We start from the raw sequence: 16,984 nt of genomic DNA on the forward strand, positions 1-16,984 counted from the left end.
TGTTTTTACCGGGAACACCTTGTATAAGAATCCCTAATGGAGCGCACGATGAACAAGACCAAGACGGCCAAACCCAGGCAGCAGCCCGCCGAGGAGCTGGAGTCGGTCACCATCCGCTTCGCCGGAGACTCCGGCGACGGCATCCAGCTGACCGGCGCGCAGTTCTCCACCGCCACGGCGCTGGCGGGCAACGACCTGAGCACCTTCCCCGACTATCCCGCCGACATCCGCGCCCCCCTGGGCAGTCTCTTCGGAGTCAGCGGCTACCAGATCCATTTCAGCTCGAGCCGCGCCTTCACCCCGGGCGACAGCCCGGACGTCCTGGTGGCCATGAACCCCGCCGCCCTCAAGGTCAACATGAAGGACCTGCGCAAGGGCGGGCTGCTCATCGCCAACTCCGACGCTTTCACGCAGCAGAATCTGGGCAAGGCCGGCTACACCGTCAACCCTCTGGAGGACGGCTCGCTCTCGGATTTCCGGCTCATCACGGTGGAGCTCTCCCGGCGCACCGGCGAGGCCCTGGCGGGCATGCCTCTGACCAAGCCCCAGGTCGAGCGCTGCAAGAACTTCTACGCCCTGGGCATGATGTACTGGCTCTACGACCGGCCCATGGAAGGGACCCTCAAATGGATCGAGGGCAAGTTTAAGAAGACCCCCGCGATGGTGGAGGCCAACAAGAAGGCCCTCCTGGCGGGCAACGCCTTCGCCGAGACCACCGAGCTCTTCGGCCAGTCCTTCCGGGTCAAGAAGTCTCCGGTCGAGCCCGGGGTCTACCGCAACGTCACGGGCAACGAGGCCATGGCCTTGGGTCTGCTGACCGGCGCGCACCTCTCCGGGCTGCAGCTCTGGTACGGCTCCTACCCCATCACCCCCGCCTCGGAGATCCTCCACGAGCTCTCCAAGTACAAGAACCTCGGGGTCAAGACCTTCCAGGCCGAGGATGAGATCGCGGCCATCTGCTCCTCCATCGGCGCCTCTTTCGCCGGCTCCCTGGGGATGACAGGCACCAGCGGCCCCGGCGTATCGCTCAAGTCCGAGGCCTTGGGCCTGGCCGCCATCGTGGAGCTGCCCCTGGTCATCGTCAACGTCCAGCGCGGCGGGCCGTCCACCGGCCTGCCCACCAAGACCGAGCAGTCCGACCTGTTCCAGGCCCTCTACGGCCGCCATGGGGAGTGCCCCATGCCGGTGCTCGCCGCGTCCACCCCCGCGGACTGCTTCCAGGTCGCTATCGAGGCCTGCCGGATCGCCATCAAGTACATGACCCCCGTGCTGGTGCTCTCCGACGGATTCCTCGGCTTCGGCTCCGAGCCGTGGCGGGTGCCGGATGTGTCCAAACTCCCGAAATTCCCGCCTGCCAAGCTGCCGGCGCCGGACATGTTCAAGCCCTACCTGCGCGACCCGCAGACCTTGGCGCGGCCCTGGGCCCTGCCCGGTATGTCGGGCTACGAGCACCGGGTCGGCGGGCTGGAGAAGGCCGACGTGACGGGCACGGTCAGCTACGACCCGGAGAACCACGAGCGCATGTGCCGGCTGCGCCAGGCCAAGATCGACAAGGTGGCCTGCGAGATCCCTCCCATCGAGGTGCTGGGCCCCAAGCGCGGCAAGGTCCTGGTCGTGGGCTGGGGCGGCACCTACGGCGCCATCACCGCCGCGGTCAGCCGCATGCAGGCCAAGGGCGAGTCCGTGGCCTGCGCGCACCTGCGCTACCTCAACCCCCTGCCGGCCGACCTGGGCCAGGTCCTGTCCCGCTACGAGCACGTGCTCGTCCCGGAGCTCAACTTGGGCCAGCTGGTGCACATGCTGCGCGACCGATATCTGGTGGACGCCCAAGGCCTGCATAAGGTGAAGGGCATGTCCTTCAAGGTCGCGGAGATCGAGAGCGCCGTCACGGCCCTGCTCACGGGTAAAAGGAGCTGATATGCAAGACCATGCGACGGAAAGTCTCCCGGGCTCCGGCCCGCTGCCTGACTCACGGAAGTTCGCGTCCGACCAGCTGGTCCGCTGGTGCCCGGGCTGCGGCGATTTCGCGGTCCTCGCCGTGGTCCAGAAGGTCCTGGCGTCCATGGACATCCCGAGGAACAAGTACGCTTTCATCTCGGGCATCGGCTGCTCCTCGCGCTTCCCCTACTACATGAACACCTACGGGTTCCACGGCATCCACGGCCGCGCCCTGCCGGTGGCTACCGGGGTCAAATGCGCCAATCCCGAGCTCCAGGTGTGGGTGGCCACGGGAGACGGCGATGCCCTCTCCATCGGCGGCAACCACTTCATCCACACCCTGCGCCGCAACGTGGACCTCAAGGTGATCCTGTTCAACAACCGCATCTACGGCCTGACCAAGGGACAGCTCTCGCCCACCTCGGAGTTCGGCAAGAAGACCAAGTCGACCCCCTGGGGCTCCATCGAGTATCCGATCAACCCCATCAACATGGCCCTGGCCTCGGAAGCGACCTTCGTGGCCCGGGGCATGGCGGCCGACGTGCCCGGCATGACCGAGATCATCTCCCGGGCGGCCAAGCACCATGGCACGGCCTTTGTGGAGGTCCTCCAGAACTGCGTGGTGTTCAACAACGGGGCCTGGAAGGAGTTGGAGGACAAGGCCACCCGGGAGGAGCGGATCGTGCGCCTGCAGCACGGCAAGCCCCTGATCTTCGGCAAGGAGCAGAACAAGGGCATCCGCCTGCGCGGCATGGACCCGGAGGTGGTGGAATTCCCGGCGGGGCAGCCCCCCAAGGACCTGATGGTGCACGACGAGAAGGCCGAGTCGCCGCACGGGGCCTACCTCCTGTCCAAGATGAACGAGACCGAATGCCCCATGCCGGTCGGGGTCTTCCGCGCGGTTCGCCAGCCGGCTTTGCACGAGCTCATGGAGGAGCAGATCATCAAGGCCAAGCAGGCGGCGCCCACGGACCTGCAGGCGGTCCTCAACGCCTCGGAAGAGGGCGGCTCATGAAGCTGCTCGAATACGAGTCCAAGGAGCTGTTCCGGGCCCACGGCATCCCGGTCCCTCCCTCGGGCGGGGTGATCCGCACCCTGGCGCAGCTGCCCGCGGCCCTCAAGCGCGCGGGCAAGGGGCCTTGGGTCATCAAGGCCCAGGTCCTGGCCGGCGGGCGGGGCAAGGCCGGAGGCATCAAGCTGACCCGCACCCCGGCCGAGGCCCGCGAGGCGGCCAGGTCCATCCTGGGCATGACCTTGACGACCCACCAGACCCAGGGCCAGGGACTCAAGGTCCGCGAGGTCCTCATCGAGGGCGGCGCGAAGATCGAGCGGGAGATCTATCTTTCCGTGGTGATGGACCGCAAGGCCTGCGGGCCCACGATCATCGCCTCCGCCGAGGGCGGCATGGAGATCGAGAAGCTCGCGGCGGAGAAGCCCGGGGCCATCCTGCGCCAGCCCGTGGATCCCAGCACGGGGCTGCCGGATTTCGCGGCGCGGAGGCTCGCCTTCCAACTGGGCCTGCCGGCCCAGCATGTGGCGGGGTTCTGCCATCTGGCTAAGTCCCTCGTTCGGCTTTTCCTGGAGCACGACTGCAGCCTGGTCGAAGTGAACCCCCTGGTCCTCACCCCGAAGGGCCTGCTGGCTTTGGACGGCAAGGTGGTGACCGACGACAACGCCCTGTTCCGGCATCCGGACCTGGCCAAGCGCAAGGACCCGGAGCTCTCCAGCCTGGAGCGCGAGGCCAAGAAGGCCGACCTCTCCTACATCGGCCTCGACGGCTCCATCGGCTGCATGGTCAACGGAGCGGGCTTGGCCATGGGCACCATGGACACCATCGTGCTGGCGGGCGGCCGGCCGGCCAACTTCCTAGACGTGGGCGGCGCGGCCAACGAGGAGCGGGTGACCAAGGCCTTCCAGCTCATCCTCAAGGACTCCAAGGTGAAGGCGGTCCTGGTCAATATCTTCGGCGGCATCGTCAAATGCGACATGATCGCCGCGGGCATCCTGGCCGCGCTCAAGAAGGTCAAGCTCCGCGTCCCCCTGGTCGTGCGCCTGCAAGGGACCAATGTCGACAAGGGCCGCGAGCTGCTCGCGCAGGCCAAGGTCAATATCACCCCGGCGGAGGACCTCTGGGACGCGGCTAAGAAGGCGGTGGAGGCGGCAAGATGAGCATCCTTCTCAACAAAGACTCGCGCGTGCTGGTGCAGGGGTTCACCGGCGGGACCGGGACCTTCCACTCCAAGCAGTGCCTGGAGTACGGCACGAACATCGTGGCCGGCGTCACGCCCGGCCGCGGCGGGACCATGCACCTCGACCGGCCGGTGTTCAACACCGTCTCCGAGGCGGTGCGCCAGACCGGAGCCGACGTCTCGCTGGTCTTCGTGCCCGCCCCGTTCGCGGCCGACGCGGTGCTCGAAGCCGCGGACGCGGGGGTGGCCGTGGTCATCTGCATCACGGAGGGCATCCCGGTCCTCGACATGGCGCGGGTCAAGCGGGCCTTGGGCGCGCGCGTGCGCATGGTCGGCCCCAACTGCCCGGGAGTCATCACTCCTGGGCAGTGCAAGGCGGGCATCATGCCCGGCTACATCCATAAGCCCGGCCGCATCGGGATCATTTCGCGCTCCGGCACGCTCACCTACGAGGCGGTCCATCAGACCTCCCAGCAGGGGCTGGGCCAGTCGACCGTGGTCGGCATCGGCGGGGACCCCATCGCGGGCTCCAATTTCGTCGACATCCTGGAGCTTTTTGAAGCCGACCCGGCCACTGACGCGGTGGTCATGATCGGCGAGATCGGGGGCTCGGCCGAGGAAGATGCGGCGCGCTTCTATCGCGAGCGGATGAGCAAGCCGGTGTTCGGCTTCATCGCGGGGCGCAGCGCCCCTCCGGGCCGCCGCATGGGCCATGCCGGCGCCATCATCGAGGGCGGCTCCGGGACCCACGCCTCCAAGGTGAAGGCTCTGCGCGAGGCCGGCGTCACCATAGTCGAGAACCTCAGCGAGATCGGGACCACCGTCGCCAAGGCCCTTCAGCAGAAGACTTCCGTCTAAACCAGCGCGTCGACGAAGTCGACGCGCAACCGGCGCCCCCCTATGAGGGGGGCGCCGGTTGCGTTAGGGGTGGCCTTTGACTTCCTACTGCGTCGGCGTCGTGGGAGCCGCGGGCGCCCCCTGCGGCGCGGCCGGCGCGCCTCCGGGGGGCATCATGCCCTGCAGCATCTTGCTCATGTCAGGCATGCCCGCCCCGCCTGCAGCTCCTGGAGCGCCTGCCCCGCCGGCTCCTCCAGGCATCATGCCCTGCAGCATCTTGCTCATGTCAGGCGCGCCCGCGCCTCCAGGCATCTGAGGCATGCCCGGAGGCATCTGTCCCTTCTGTCCCATCTGCCCCATCTTCCCCATCTGAGTCCCCTGTGCGCCGCGGCCGGTGCTGCCGAAGCTCGTGCCCTTCAGACGGGGTTGAACGAAGGGCTTGGCCCCGGCCTTGGTCTTGGCAGCGGGCTCGTTCTTGGCCACCTGCTGTACGGGAGCCGGCGGAGGGGGAGCCTCGGCCTTGACGACCGGCGCAGTGGAGGTCGCGGTCTTCTCCGCGGGCAGGAAATCGGAGCCGCCCTTGATGAAGCCCAAAGAGTCGGATACGGATCCCGGCGCAGCGCTCTGGGCCTGAACCGGCCCCCCGGTGCCGGTCAGTGAGCTCTGGGCTTGCATCGGTGGAGCCGGGGTCTGGGCCGCCTTGATCCGGTCGGCCGCGCTCTGCCGGGGGGCGAAAGGATGAGCCGCGGCGTTGGCGGCCGATGAGCCTGCCTCAACCGACCGGAGATAGAGGAGATACAGGAGCGGGACCAGGAGGATGGCACCGCCCGCGAGTAGAAGATAAAGGGTGGTGCGATTGCGCTTTGTGGCCTCTTCTCTGGGGTCCATGACGCTTCCGCGGGGTGAAGACGTGGGACAATAAAAGTGTAACAGTGTTGTTGTTATCTTGCAAGGCCTCGGGACTTGGCCGGCATTTCAAGAAAGCCGTATATGTATTGAAAATTTAACATAAAGCCTTTACACTCATACAGCGATGCCCCTTTTGCAGTCGATGAGCCGCAGGAGAATACACCATGGCTGAGGACAACCAGGATCCCATGAGACCCCCGGAGCCGCCGGCCTCTTCGGTGGCCTCGGAGCCCCCGGCGCCGGCCGCGCCGGAGCGTCCGTACGGTCCGACGAACGAACAGATCGAGTACGAGAAGAAGGTCGCGGAGCTCGAGGCGCGCCTGGCCCAAGAGCACGAGCAGCTGCTGCTGGCCAATCTCAAGAGCCAGCAGGAGGCCGCCACGTCCGCGCGCGTGGAGATCTCCATCAAGGAGCTGCAGGACAAGCTGCGCCGCGACCGCCGCGAGGCCGAGACCGAGGAGTCCCGCCGCGTCCAGCAGGTCAAGGTCCAGGAGCTCGAGGCGCGCCTGGCCCAGGAGCGCGAAACCTGGGTCACCACGCTCAAGAACCAGATGCAGACGCGCGAGACCCAGGAGAAGGAGGTCGAGAGCCACTTCTCCATGCGCCTGCAGGAGATGGAGCGCCGCTGGCTGGAGGAGAAGGCCGGCTGGCAGAAGGCGGTCCTGGCCAAGGACGATGAGATCCGCAACTTGCGCTCGCTCGCTGAGAAGCTCAAGGGCGCCGACGCGGAGCTGGCCCAGACGGTCTCCGAGAAGAAGCAGTTGGAGGCCCGGCTGGCCGAGCTGGTCCAAGAGCGGGCCGAGGCCGTGGCCAAGGTGGCCAGCGCGACGGAGAAGGAGAAGGAATCCATCCAGATGCGCGCGGACCTGTCCATGTCCCGCCAGCAGCTCGCCATGGTGCAGGAGCGCCTGGAGCGCGATCTGGCGGCCGTGCGCTCCAGCGCCCGCGAACGGGAGGAGCGCCTGCTGGCGGACCATGAGCGCCTGCAGCGCGACCTGTCCACGCTGGCGGAGCGCCTGCGCGTGGAGCACGAGGCGGACCTGCGCCGCGTCAAGATGGATGTGGAGTCCGATTCCGCGAAGTATAAGGAGGCCGCCGAGCGTTCGGGCGCCGAGCTGGCCCGGCTGCGCGCGGTCTGCGGCGCCCTGGAGCGGCAGATGGCCGCGGGCCGGGCCCAGAACGAGGAGCTCAAGCGCGCCGCCGCGGAGTGGGACAGGACCCAGGAGCGCTTCAAGGCCGAGTTCGTGGTCCTGCAGCGCAAGTGGGTGGAACGCGAGAAGGAGATCCGCTCCGAGGTCTCGGCCCAGTCCATGCAGGTGCTGGAGTCCGAGAAAGCCCGCATCAAGCTGGCCGCCCAGGAGGAGATCGGCCAGCGCGCGGCGCGCCTTTCCGAGCAGATGGAGAAGGACTTGGAGAGCGAGGTGCGCCGGCGCGAGGCGGCTCTGCGCATCGAGATCGAGCGCGGGGCCTTGGATCGCTTCGAGAAGAGCGAGGCTGAGCGCCAGAAGGCCCGTCTGGCGCTGGAAGCCGAGGTCGAACGCATGCGCGCCGAGATGACGCGCCAGTCGACGGAGTGGGCCCAGAAGATGCTGGCCAAGGAGACCGAGTTGGTCAACGCCCAGGGGCAGGCGGCGGACCTCTCCTCGCGCCGGGAACGCGCCGAGGAACTGCGCCGCGACGACGCCGCGCGCAACCTCGAGCTGGACAAGGCTCTGCAGGCGGCCCGGGAGGAGCTCGGGGGCCTGCGCCGGGAACTCGCCGAGGTGCGGGGGCGCCTTGAGAAGGAGGAAGTCCAGGGCCAGGCCCTGCAGACCGAGAAGGCGGAGCTCGAGCGCCTGGCCGCCGCCCAGTCCGCCCAGGTGAAGGCTGTGGAGGAGTCTCTCGATCGCCTGCGCGGGGAGGTCGCGCGGGAGGCCCACCTGGGGCGCATGTACATGGGGGAGCGGGACAAGGCGGCCGCTGTCGTGGCCGCGGCTGAGCAGGCGCGGGAGAGAGCCGAGGCGGAGGTGGCGCGGCAGGCCCAGGAAATGTCTAAATTGCTGGAGGCTTCAGGCCGGCAGGCTTCGGAGGCCGCGGTTCTGCGCCGGGATCTGGCGGCCAAGCAGGCGGCGCTGGAGCAGGCCGCGCGCCGGCAAGCCGAGCTGGAGAAGCAGTTGGAGGTCCCGAAGGCTTCCTTCCTGTCCCGGTTGTTCGGGAAATAAGAGGCCGTTGCGGAGGCAGAGGCATGAGGATGTGGAATCTGGGTCTGGCGCTGTTGTTGACTTTGGCTGGTTGCCGCAGTCTGGGCCTGAAGGACGAGTCTTCCGGCGAGTTGGAACGCAACTTCCAGGAATCCGACCGGCAGGTCGGGGAGACCCGGACCCTCGCGGGCCTGGCCGCGATGGAGACGGCCCTGACCAGCTTCGTCAAGGGCGAGCGGCGCATCCCGGAGAGGCTCGATGAGCTCGTGCCCAAGTATCTCTCCCAGATCCCGAGCGTCGACATCGTGGTCAGCGGGCACCACGAGACCAACGCTGTCAGATACTACCCCAGCGACCTGCTCCGCGGCGGCCAGCTGGACGGGACCAAGCTCAAGGACACGGGCAAGTGGGGCTACGTCCATAACGAGCGGCAGGTCGTCATCTTCGTGGACTGCACCCATCCCTCGAGCCGGGGCAAGCCTTGGTATCAGGAGAGGGGATCTTAAGAACGGCGACGGCTACCCCCACGGAACGAACGGCCCCCCTGCAAAGGGGGGCCGTTCGGTTTCCGCATCGCCTACGGCGATGCGGAAAGAGATAAAATACCCCAGATGAGGCGTTCCTACTTCTACCTGGGGGCCCTGCTCCTCCTGCTCTTCGTGGCCGCGGATGCCTATGTGCTGCGGCGCCTGCTGGCCGGTTTGCCGGACATCCACACCTTGGAGGAATACACCCCGTCCTTGACCAGCCGGGTCTTCGACTGCAAGGGCAACGTGGTGGCCGAGCTCTCCATCGAGAAGCGGGCGCTGCTGAGCCTCAATCATATCCCCGTCGACCTGCAGAACGCGGTCATGGCCATCGAGGACGACCGGTTCTTCAAGCATTGGGGCATCTCCCCGCGCGGCATCCTGCGCTCCGCTTTCGCCAACCTCCTGGCCGGCCGCGTCCGGCAGGGGGGCTCGACCATCACCATGCAGCTCTCCCGGCAGATCTTCCTGACCCGGCAGCGCAAGGTCGTGCGCAAGCTCCGCGAGATCCTGCTCGCCATCCAGATCGAGCGCACCTTCTCGAAGCCCGAGATCCTGCAGTTCTATCTCAACCAGGTCTATTTCGGCGAAGGCGCCTACGGCGTCCAGTCCGCGGCGCGCAACTACTTCGGCAAGGAGGTCGGCGAGCTGTCTTTGGCCGACTGCGCGCTCTTGGCCGGCATCATCCAGGCCCCGCGGGGCAACTCCCCGTTCTCGCATCCGGACCAGGCCCGCCGGCGCCGCGGCGCGGTCCTCAACCGCATGTTCGAGTCGGGCATGATCACCAAGCCCGAGCTGGAGGCGGCCCTGCGCGAGCCCATCCCGATTTCCAAGCCCATCGGCCAGGAGACCCAGGCCCCGTTCTTCGTGGAGCATGTGCGCAAGCGCCTGGAGCAGCGCTACGGTTACCAAGCGCTCTGGCGCGGGGGCCTCAAGATCTACACGACTTTGGACCTCGACCAGCAGAAGACCGTGGAGACCCTCATGGAGAAGGGGCTCTCCGGCTTCGACGAGTCGGCGCGCAAGGAGTGGGAGCGCAAGCTAAAGGAGGCGCCGCCCATGCTCGACGCGGCGCCCGAGGTCTCGACCTCGCCGCCGACCAAGATCCAGGGCGCTTTCGTGCTCATGGACGTCAAGACCGGCGCCATCCGCGCCATGGTGGGGGGGCGCGACTCTATGTTCAACCGCGCGACCCAGGCCCGCCGCCAGCCCGGCTCCACGTTCAAGCCCTTCGTCTGGGCCGCGGCCCTGGACTCCGGCATGACCGCGGCGTCCTTGGTGGAGGACACGCCGCTGGCCTATTACTACGACGGCCGCGACTGGCGGCTGCTGGAGGGGGCCACGGACCAGTACTCCATCAACCTGGCCACCCAGCCCTTCGCCCAGTCCACGGATTTCAAGATCTGGGTCCCCAACGACTTCGACGGGAAGTTCCTGGGAACCATCACTTTGCGCAAGGCTTTGGCCCTCTCCCGCAACATCGCCTCCATCAATCTCATCACGCACGTGGGGCCGCCCCTGGTGGTGGATATCGCGCACAAGGCCGGCATCCATTCCGATCTGGAGGCGGTCCCGGCGCTGGGCCTGGGCGCCTCCGCGGTCAGCCCGCTGGAGATGGTGGACGCCTTCGGCACCTTCGCCAACGGCGGCATCGCCGTGGTCCCCTACACAGTGGAGCGCGTGGAGGACGCCACGGGCAAACAGCTCGAAAGCCACGTCCCCGTCGAGCATGAGGCCATGTCGCCGGAGCTGGCCTATTTGGTCACCAACCTGCTCAAGGGCGTGGTCAGGAACGGCACCGCGGTCCATGCCAGCAAGCTCAACCGGCCCCTGGCGGGCAAGACCGGCACCAGCAACGACAACCGCGACCTCTGGTTCATCGGCTATACCCCCGACCTGGTCGCGGGCGCCTGGATGGGCTACGACGACTTCGCGTCCTTGGGCCGCAAGGACTGGACCGGCGGCTCCACCGTGGTCCCCTGGTGGACGGACATCATGGAGCAGATCCTGAAGGACTATCCCAAGCGGGATTTCCCCAAGCCGGCCAAGATCGTGTTCCAGACCATCGACTCGGAGACGGGCCTGCTGGCCTTGCCGACCTGTCCCAAGAAGCACCGCATCCTGGAGGCCTTCTTGGAGGGTACGGAGCCTAAGGAGTACTGCCAAGTGGACCATTCCAAGCCGCTGGCCGGGCAGACGCCTTCCCAAGCGCCCGCCGCGGTGATCGGCCCGTCCATCAACGGCATCGGCGCCTCCAGCGCGCCGGCCGCGGCAGCGCCGCCCCCGCCGCTGCCCACGGACGAGGAGTTGGAGAGCAAGCCGGCGGCCGACGAGGGGCCGGTCATATTGGAGTAAGGCGCCGGATGGCGGAACCCAATCCGAAGGGCCCGGACCGCTGGCTCATCGTCCTGTTGGCGCTCGGGGCCCTGCTCATCTTCTGGGACCTGGGCGGCCGCGACCTCTGGGAGGACGAGGCGCACACCGCCTTGCTCGCCCGCGGCATACTCGCCCGCGGCCTGCCTTACGCCTACGACGGCCTCAATTGGGTGACCGCCGAGGCGGGCCGCGACCTGGACCCGCGGCATTTGTGGCGCTGGTCGCCGTGGCTGCAGTTCTACGCGGCCGCGGGGGCGCTGAAGCTCCTGGGGCCGGGCAACTGGGCCTGCCGCCTGCCTTTCGCCTTGGCGGGCCTGCTGTGCGTCCCGCTGGCTTACTTGCTGGCCCTGCGCCTTTGGGCCTCGCGGCAGGCCGCGCGCTGGAGCGCCGCGGTCCTGCTGACTTCGGTCCCGTTCCTGCTCCATGCGCGCCAAGCTCGCTGGTATGCCTTGGCCTACGTCTTCGTCAGCGGGATGCTTTGCGCCTTGCCCGGCCTGGCGCGCGGAGAGAAGAAGGCCGCCGCGCAATGGGCGCTGTGCGCCGCTCTCTTGTTCTACACCAATCATCTCGTGGCCATGGGCGTGGTGGCGGCCTTCGCGATCGCGGCCTGGGCCGTGGTGCCGGGGCGGGCGTTCTGGAAGGGCTTCGCCTGGGCCTTGGCCACCGCCTTCCTATTGGCCCTGCCCGGAGCCGTCTATCATGGCGTGCTCCCGCAAAAGGCCGGAGCCCCGCTCGGATATTTGAGGCAGCTCATCTTCTATGCAGGGGCTTTCGTGACCTTCGTTTTGCCCTTGCCCATGCTGCTTCTAGCGGGGCGGGAGGCGTGGCGCCCGGGGGCCGGAGAGGCCGGCCGCTGGGCCAGGTTCCTGCTGATCTTCTGCGCCTCGTTCATCCTGGTCCTTTCCGCCGGGTCGTGGGGGATGTTCCGGTACCTGAGCGTTCTTCTGCCCGTGGCGGCGGTGCTTTGCGGTCTGGCCTTGTCGGCGCTATGGGAGCGCCGGAACTTGGCTGCCGGGGCCGTATTCCTCCTTCTGGCCGGCACCGATGTGCTGCACTCGATCCCCTTGCAGCAGCTGAAGGCTCCGGGGACCAAGCTCGCGGACCGGTTCCCGGCTTTGGGTCCGGTGCGCTTCCCTCTGGCGGGCTTCCTTTACGAGCTCAGCCACCCTCTGCCGAGCTGCGACCGGCCGCTGCGGGAGTACCTGGGCGCGCGGGCGCGGCCCGGGGATGTGGTCCTCGCGTCCTATGGAGACTTCCCTCTGCAGTACTACACGGGATTGAAAGTGCTCGGAGGCATGCAGGGCCGCCCTCTGGTCCCGGACCCGGACTGGATCGTGCTGCGCTCCCAAGTCATCAGCCTGCAGCCGGGCAACGACTACGATGTGGTCCGCTATGTGCTGGGCGGCGGGGTGGACCAGAGCCGTTACGAGAGGATCGACTTGGTCTGCCCGGACCTGGTGCTGGCTGATTCCGCGGAGCCGTGGCACCATCTCTTCCGGGCGCCGCCGGACGCCAAGCCCCTGGAGCTCCTGCACCGCCTACCGCCGGGCATCCGTTAAGGGCCGAGGCGCCGCACGGCGTCCAGGTCCGCCGCGGCCCCGGCCTGGTCCTGGCAGTGCTGCCGCGCCTCGGCCCTCTGCAGCAGGACGGCCGCGCGCCGCTGCGGCGCTCCCCGCTCCAATAGGCGCAGCGCGGCCGTGAAGGCCCGCTCCGCATCCAAGAAGTGCTCGTCGACGGCCATGGCCCGGGCATAGCTGAACATGAAGTCCTGGTCCTCGCGGACCAGGCCCGCGCCGAGGGGGCCGGGAGCATCAAGATCGGCGCCGCGCGTCTTGCGCATGGCGTCGCGGTATCCGCCGTCGGCAAGGCCGAGCCGAGCGCAATCCGCGCCCAGGCGCGCGCAGGCGATGGACACCAAAGCCGCGTGGCCCAGGCCGGTCTCCGTTCGAGCCAGGACGTAGAGGTGCTTGGCGAGCTCCACTCGGCCTTCCCGCCACAGGAGCACGGAGGCCGCCAGGGCGGCCTGCGCATGGTTGGGGTCCCGGCGTAGGACCTCCTGGAGCGCGGCCAGCGCCTGGCCGGGGTCTCCCCGCGCGATGAAGTCTCGGGCGCGCTCCCAGTCTCGCTGCACGAGCACGGCCGAGCGCAGCCGATCCAGGAAGGCCTCGGGCAGGGCCGGATCGAAGAGGGGGTGGAAATCCAGGGCATAGACCGCGTGCCTGACCAATCCCGCCAGGTCCGGGTCCTCGTAGAGCAGCCCGCTGCCGGAGATGCCGGAGAAAGCGGCGGCGGTCTGCGCCCCATATCGCGCCGAGGCTTCTTCCAGAAGGGCTTCGTAAGCCCGCGGGTCGGCCGCGCGCACGAAGGGCAACGACAGCAAGCGCGTCATCGGCTGCGCGGGCAGGCCGGACCGGACCGGACGACAGACCCGCAGGCCGGCGGCGAGTCCCAGCAGGATGAGCAGGCCTTGGGAGGCTCTGCGGGCGATGCCGCCGCGGTCGAGCCCCCGGATCAGGCCCGCCGCCGCCGTCCAGGAGAAGGCGATGCAAGCCAGCAGGGCGTAGCGGGGCTGGAAATCCTTGGAGGACATGGCGCGGGAGAGCCCTTCGAGCGGGATGAGGTTGAGGTAGGGGAAGAGGGCGACCAGCGACCAGGCCAGGAAGAAGAGGAACCGCCCGGAGAAAGCGGCGCACAGCAGCAAGGCGGTGCAGAGTCCGAATACCGCCGGCCCTTGAGGGCGGCCGAGCAGCAGCTCGACGACCTCCTTGATCCTCAGGATGGGATCCTGGATCGTCCAGCCTTTGCTGAAGCCGGCGCTGGTGACGCCCAGGAGCTGGAGTCCGGGATGGACCCAGTGGAACAGCAAGAAGAATATCCCCGCCGGCAGGAGATAGGGCAGCAGGGCCAGGCTGCCGCGGCGCAGGCGCCGCGGCCAGGGGTCTGCGTCCCGCGCCCAGAAGAGTTCATGGACCAGGAGCAAAGCGGGGAACACCACTCCGGGCGGCTTGGAGAACATCGCCAGCAGGTAAGAGCCGCAGGCCAGCGCGGTCCAGGCCGCGCTCCTGCGTCCCGGCTCGCGGCCTTTGAGATGGGCCCAGAAGGCGAGCAGGCCGAAGAGGCTCATCAGGAGGTGGGACGTCAGCATGAGCTTGCTGGCGTCCCAGAGCAGGGGATGCAGGCAGAAGGCGAGGCCCGCGACGAGGCCGGCCAGGGGCCGGCCGGTCAGGCGGCGCCCGACCGCGGCCACCAGCCAAGAGTTCACCGTCAAGAGCGCCAGCGCGCCCCCGTTGACCGCCAGAGGACGGGCTCCGCCCAGCCAGCGCTCCAGGAAGAACCAGACGAAGGTCGCCGGGACCCAGTCGCCCTTGCCGTAACAGAAAGCGACCCAATAGGTGGGTGTGAAGATGGCGCCGAGCCCGCGCCAATCCCGAAAGCCCCAGGACGCTCCCAGCGGATAAAGGAATTCGCCCCAGCCCGCGGCTGGACGGATCAGGAGCTTGTGGTAGAGCCCCAGCACGGCCAGGGCCAAGAGCGTTTCGATGAAGCCGGGACGGGCCAGGAGGCGGGGCCAGAACGGCGCGCCGCGCGCGTCTTCGCTCATCGTCGGTATTATACCTGATGTGGTAGAATCTGGCGGCCTATGCTGCGCGAGTTCCGCGACCGCCTGGAGTCCGCCCCGTTGCCCGTGAGGCTTTTGGTCTGCGCGGCGCTGCTCAAGTTCCTCTGCGCCGGCTTCTATCTCTCCTGGTTCACCAACGGCTCGGATTTCGCCTTGGCCCACGGGGCGGGGGCCAGGGTCCTGGCGGGCCAGGGCGCGCAGGTCTATGCGGAGTTCATGGCCTACCGGCCGGAGAACGAGAACACCATGTTCTTCATGTATCCGCCGCCGGTGGCGCTCGTCTACGCTCCGTTGGCGGCCATGCCCTTCCGGGCCGCGCTGACTTTCTTCGAGTTGCTGTCTATGGCCGCCGTGTTCGGGGTCTTCTTGGTCTGGGCCGAGCACCGCCGGCTCCAGCCGTTCTCAGAGACCTATTATCTGGCATTCGCGCTCATCCTGCTTTTCTTCCCGCTGGACCTGGCGGCCCAGCTCGGGCAGAATGATGCTTTGGTCCTGTTTCTGGTGGTCCTAGCCTTGGCTTGGCGGGGAAAGCCTTTGCTCGCCGGCTTGGCTTTGGCCGTGGCGGTCTGGCTGCGGGTCTTCCTCGGCTTCATCCTCCTTTACCTTCTGCTCAGACGCCGTTGGCGCCAGCTCGGCGGGGTGGTCTTCTGGCTGGCGGTCCTGGCCGGTGCGAGCCTGGTCTTCGTGCCCTGGCCGGCGCAGGTCCAGTATTACGCCCAACTGGGCCGGCAGCTGGGCATCGAGTCCTTCTACGACAACCAGTCCCTGACGGGCCTGTTCTATAGAGCTCTCACGGACAGCGGCTATACGATGGGGCTCGTCAACGCTCCGAATGCGGCCCGGGCGCTCACGGCGCTGGCTTCCTTGCTCCTGTGCGCGGGCTTCGTCTCGGTCACGCTGAGAGCAGGCGACGAAGGGGACTTCGACGAGGGCTTCGGCCTGGCTTTGGTGACGGCTCTGCTGCTCTCTCCGCACAGCGATACGCACCACCAGGCGCTCCTGCTCGTCCCGCTGCTGCTGCTCCTGGAGCGCCGCCGGGTGCGCACGGCGAGCCTGCTCTACTACGGCTTCTTTGCCGCTTTCGTGCCGGTCATCGCTTTCCGCTTCTTGGCCCAGGACCGGCTGGTCGCCTTCGCCTCAGGGCTCTGGACCGTGGCCTACTCCATCCCGGTCCTGGTCCTGCTGGGGTTCTGGTTCCACTGCGCCGGGAGCTTCGGGCGCGAAGGGGTCAGTCCGCCGGGCTGCGCACCGGCACGTACACGTTGACCCAGTTCTTCGGGCTGTTCCGCTCGATGCAGCGCAGGCGGCTCGGCGGGATGCCTTCACAGCCGTCGCTGCAGGCCTTGGGCGGGTCCACGGATACCACGACCTCGATGTGGCCGTGCTCCGGGCTGAAGCCGCACATGCCCCGGCCGTAGACGATGATGGCGCCCAGCGGGAGCTTCTTGTCGGGCAAGGTGCTCGGATCGATCTTGCGCAGCTTGAGCTTGTCGAAGAGCTTCGGGTTGCGGTTTAGGGAAGTGGCGAACTGGTAGGCGCTGGCAGACCCCACCTGGCTGCGCCAGCCCGAAGGCAGTATGGAGTCCAAAGCGCCCTTGACCGCCGCGTAGCAGTAGCCCGAAAAACCCTTGGCTTTGGCCCAGACCTTCTGGGCGAGCGCCTTGGCCTTGGTTCCGTCGAGGTAGGCCATGATGCCCTCGTCCTTGAGGACCAGCGGCGCGTCGGCCGCGGGAGGCTGCGCGGTCTTGGGCGCCGCCGGACGGGCCGCGAACTTGGGCTCGGCCTGGGCGGTGGGGAAGACGGTCTGAGGTATCGGAGCCGGCCGGGCCAGGCCCGCATTGTCGAAGAGGCGGTCCAGGGACTGCGCGTCGGTCGCCGCGGCCACGCGGGTCCGCAGGCTATCCACGGCCTTCCTCTGCGCCGGAGACAGCGAGGTCTGCTGGAGCTTGGCCAAGGCCTGGAAAGCCTCGACCTGGGCCTGGGCCAGACGCGTGGACTGGGCGGTCTGGCCCAAGGCTCCGCCCAAGGAGGGGAAGAGTTCGCTGAGCAGGGCCTTTCTCCAGGCCTCCAGCCTGAGCTCCGCCGGCCTGAGCTCTTCCAGGTCCTTGGCGGCGCCGATGTCCGCCTTGATCCGGGCCAGCTCCGGGGAGTATTTCTCCTTGGCTTGAGGCGCGACCTTGTCCAGATAATCGGTCCAGTTCTGCGCCGCGTCCGAGAGCTTGAGCCGGTCCCTCTGCAGGATGGCTTGGGCCGCGTCCGGCTGGCCCTGGGCCGAGGGCGCGCCGGCGGTCGCGAGCAAGAGCAGGCCTGGCAGGAGGTAGCGCATGACATGAGTGTAGGCCATTTTGCCCCAGGATGCCAGGGCCCCCAAGGGCCTAGGTGGACTGGGCCGAAAGACCTAGGCGCTTG

General features: G+C 67.9%; 12 protein-coding genes. 9 read left to right on the forward strand and 3 right to left on the reverse strand.

The window, feature by feature from the left end:
* Window positions 1–48: 48 nt before the first annotated feature.
* The 4 genes from NTY77_11010 to sucD are packed head-to-tail and all read left to right on the forward strand — an operon-like array spanning window position 49 to window position 4,985.
* The gene (locus tag NTY77_11010; protein MCX5796013.1) at window positions 49–1,917 is read left to right on the forward strand and encodes a 2-oxoacid:acceptor oxidoreductase subunit alpha; all 1,869 of its coding nucleotides are present in this window, start codon (window positions 49–51) and stop codon (window positions 1,915–1,917) included.
* A 1-nt stretch (window position 1,918) separates the two neighbouring features.
* Entirely contained in the window at window positions 1,919–2,953 is a 1,035-nt protein-coding gene (locus NTY77_11015) for a 2-oxoacid:ferredoxin oxidoreductase subunit beta (GenBank protein MCX5796014.1), read from the forward strand.
* Complete coding sequence (gene sucC / locus NTY77_11020) at window positions 2,950–4,107, forward strand: ADP-forming succinate--CoA ligase subunit beta (GenBank protein ID MCX5796015.1); 1,158 nt, start codon at window positions 2,950–2,952, stop codon at window positions 4,105–4,107. The genes NTY77_11015 and sucC overlap by 4 nt, the downstream gene beginning before the upstream one ends.
* Window positions 4,104–4,985 carry a succinate--CoA ligase subunit alpha gene (gene sucD / locus NTY77_11025; GenBank protein MCX5796016.1) on the forward strand — a complete coding sequence of 294 codons (882 nt, stop codon included), beginning with the start codon at window positions 4,104–4,106 and terminating at the stop codon, window positions 4,983–4,985. The genes sucC and sucD overlap by 4 nt, the downstream gene beginning before the upstream one ends.
* Window positions 4,986–5,069: 84 nt before the next feature.
* Here the strand turns inward: sucD and NTY77_11030 are convergent, their stop codons facing one another.
* Window positions 5,070–5,852 (reverse strand): hypothetical protein, encoded by a 783-nt coding sequence (locus NTY77_11030; GenBank protein MCX5796017.1) that lies wholly within the window; start codon window positions 5,850–5,852, stop codon window positions 5,070–5,072.
* Between the two features lie 185 nt (window positions 5,853–6,037).
* On the opposite strand from NTY77_11030, the gene NTY77_11035 reads away from it, so the two are divergent.
* The 4 genes from NTY77_11035 to NTY77_11050 all read left to right on the forward strand — a co-directional run bounded on the left by NTY77_11035 (window position 6,038) and on the right by NTY77_11050 (window position 12,515).
* On the forward strand, window positions 6,038–8,074 hold the full coding sequence (locus NTY77_11035) for a hypothetical protein (GenBank protein MCX5796018.1): 2,037 nt from the start codon (window positions 6,038–6,040) through the stop codon (window positions 8,072–8,074).
* 23 nt (window positions 8,075–8,097) lie between these two features.
* Window positions 8,098–8,559, forward strand: a complete 462-nt coding sequence (locus NTY77_11040; GenBank protein MCX5796019.1) for a hypothetical protein — start codon at window positions 8,098–8,100, stop codon at window positions 8,557–8,559.
* Window positions 8,560–8,664: 105 nt separating this feature from the next.
* Window positions 8,665–10,935, forward strand: coding sequence for a PBP1A family penicillin-binding protein (locus tag NTY77_11045; protein MCX5796020.1), 2,271 nt, complete (start codon window positions 8,665–8,667; stop codon window positions 10,933–10,935).
* A gap of 8 nt (window positions 10,936–10,943) precedes the next feature.
* Complete coding sequence (locus NTY77_11050) at window positions 10,944–12,515, forward strand: hypothetical protein (protein ID MCX5796021.1); 1,572 nt, start codon at window positions 10,944–10,946, stop codon at window positions 12,513–12,515.
* Here the strand turns inward: NTY77_11050 and NTY77_11055 are convergent.
* Window positions 12,512–14,557, reverse strand: a complete 2,046-nt coding sequence (locus NTY77_11055) for a hypothetical protein (protein MCX5796022.1) — start codon at window positions 14,555–14,557, stop codon at window positions 12,512–12,514. The two genes, NTY77_11050 and NTY77_11055, sit on opposite strands and share 4 nt — an antisense overlap.
* A 39-nt stretch (window positions 14,558–14,596) precedes the next feature.
* Between NTY77_11055 and NTY77_11060 the strand changes: the two genes are divergently transcribed.
* Window positions 14,597–15,841, forward strand: a complete 1,245-nt coding sequence (locus NTY77_11060; GenBank protein MCX5796023.1) for a glycosyltransferase 87 family protein — start codon at window positions 14,597–14,599, stop codon at window positions 15,839–15,841.
* On the opposite strand, the gene NTY77_11065 is transcribed toward NTY77_11060, so the two are convergent.
* The gene (locus NTY77_11065; GenBank protein ID MCX5796024.1) at window positions 15,804–16,901 is read right to left on the reverse strand and encodes a hypothetical protein; all 1,098 of its coding nucleotides are present in this window, start codon (window positions 16,899–16,901) and stop codon (window positions 15,804–15,806) included. The two genes, NTY77_11060 and NTY77_11065, sit on opposite strands and share 38 nt — an antisense overlap.
* Window positions 16,902–16,984 lie beyond the last annotated feature (83 nt).

The sequence above is a fragment of the Elusimicrobiota bacterium genome, from assembly GCA_026388095.1.
Taxonomy (GTDB): domain Bacteria; phylum Elusimicrobiota; class Elusimicrobia; order UBA1565; family UBA9628; genus UBA9628.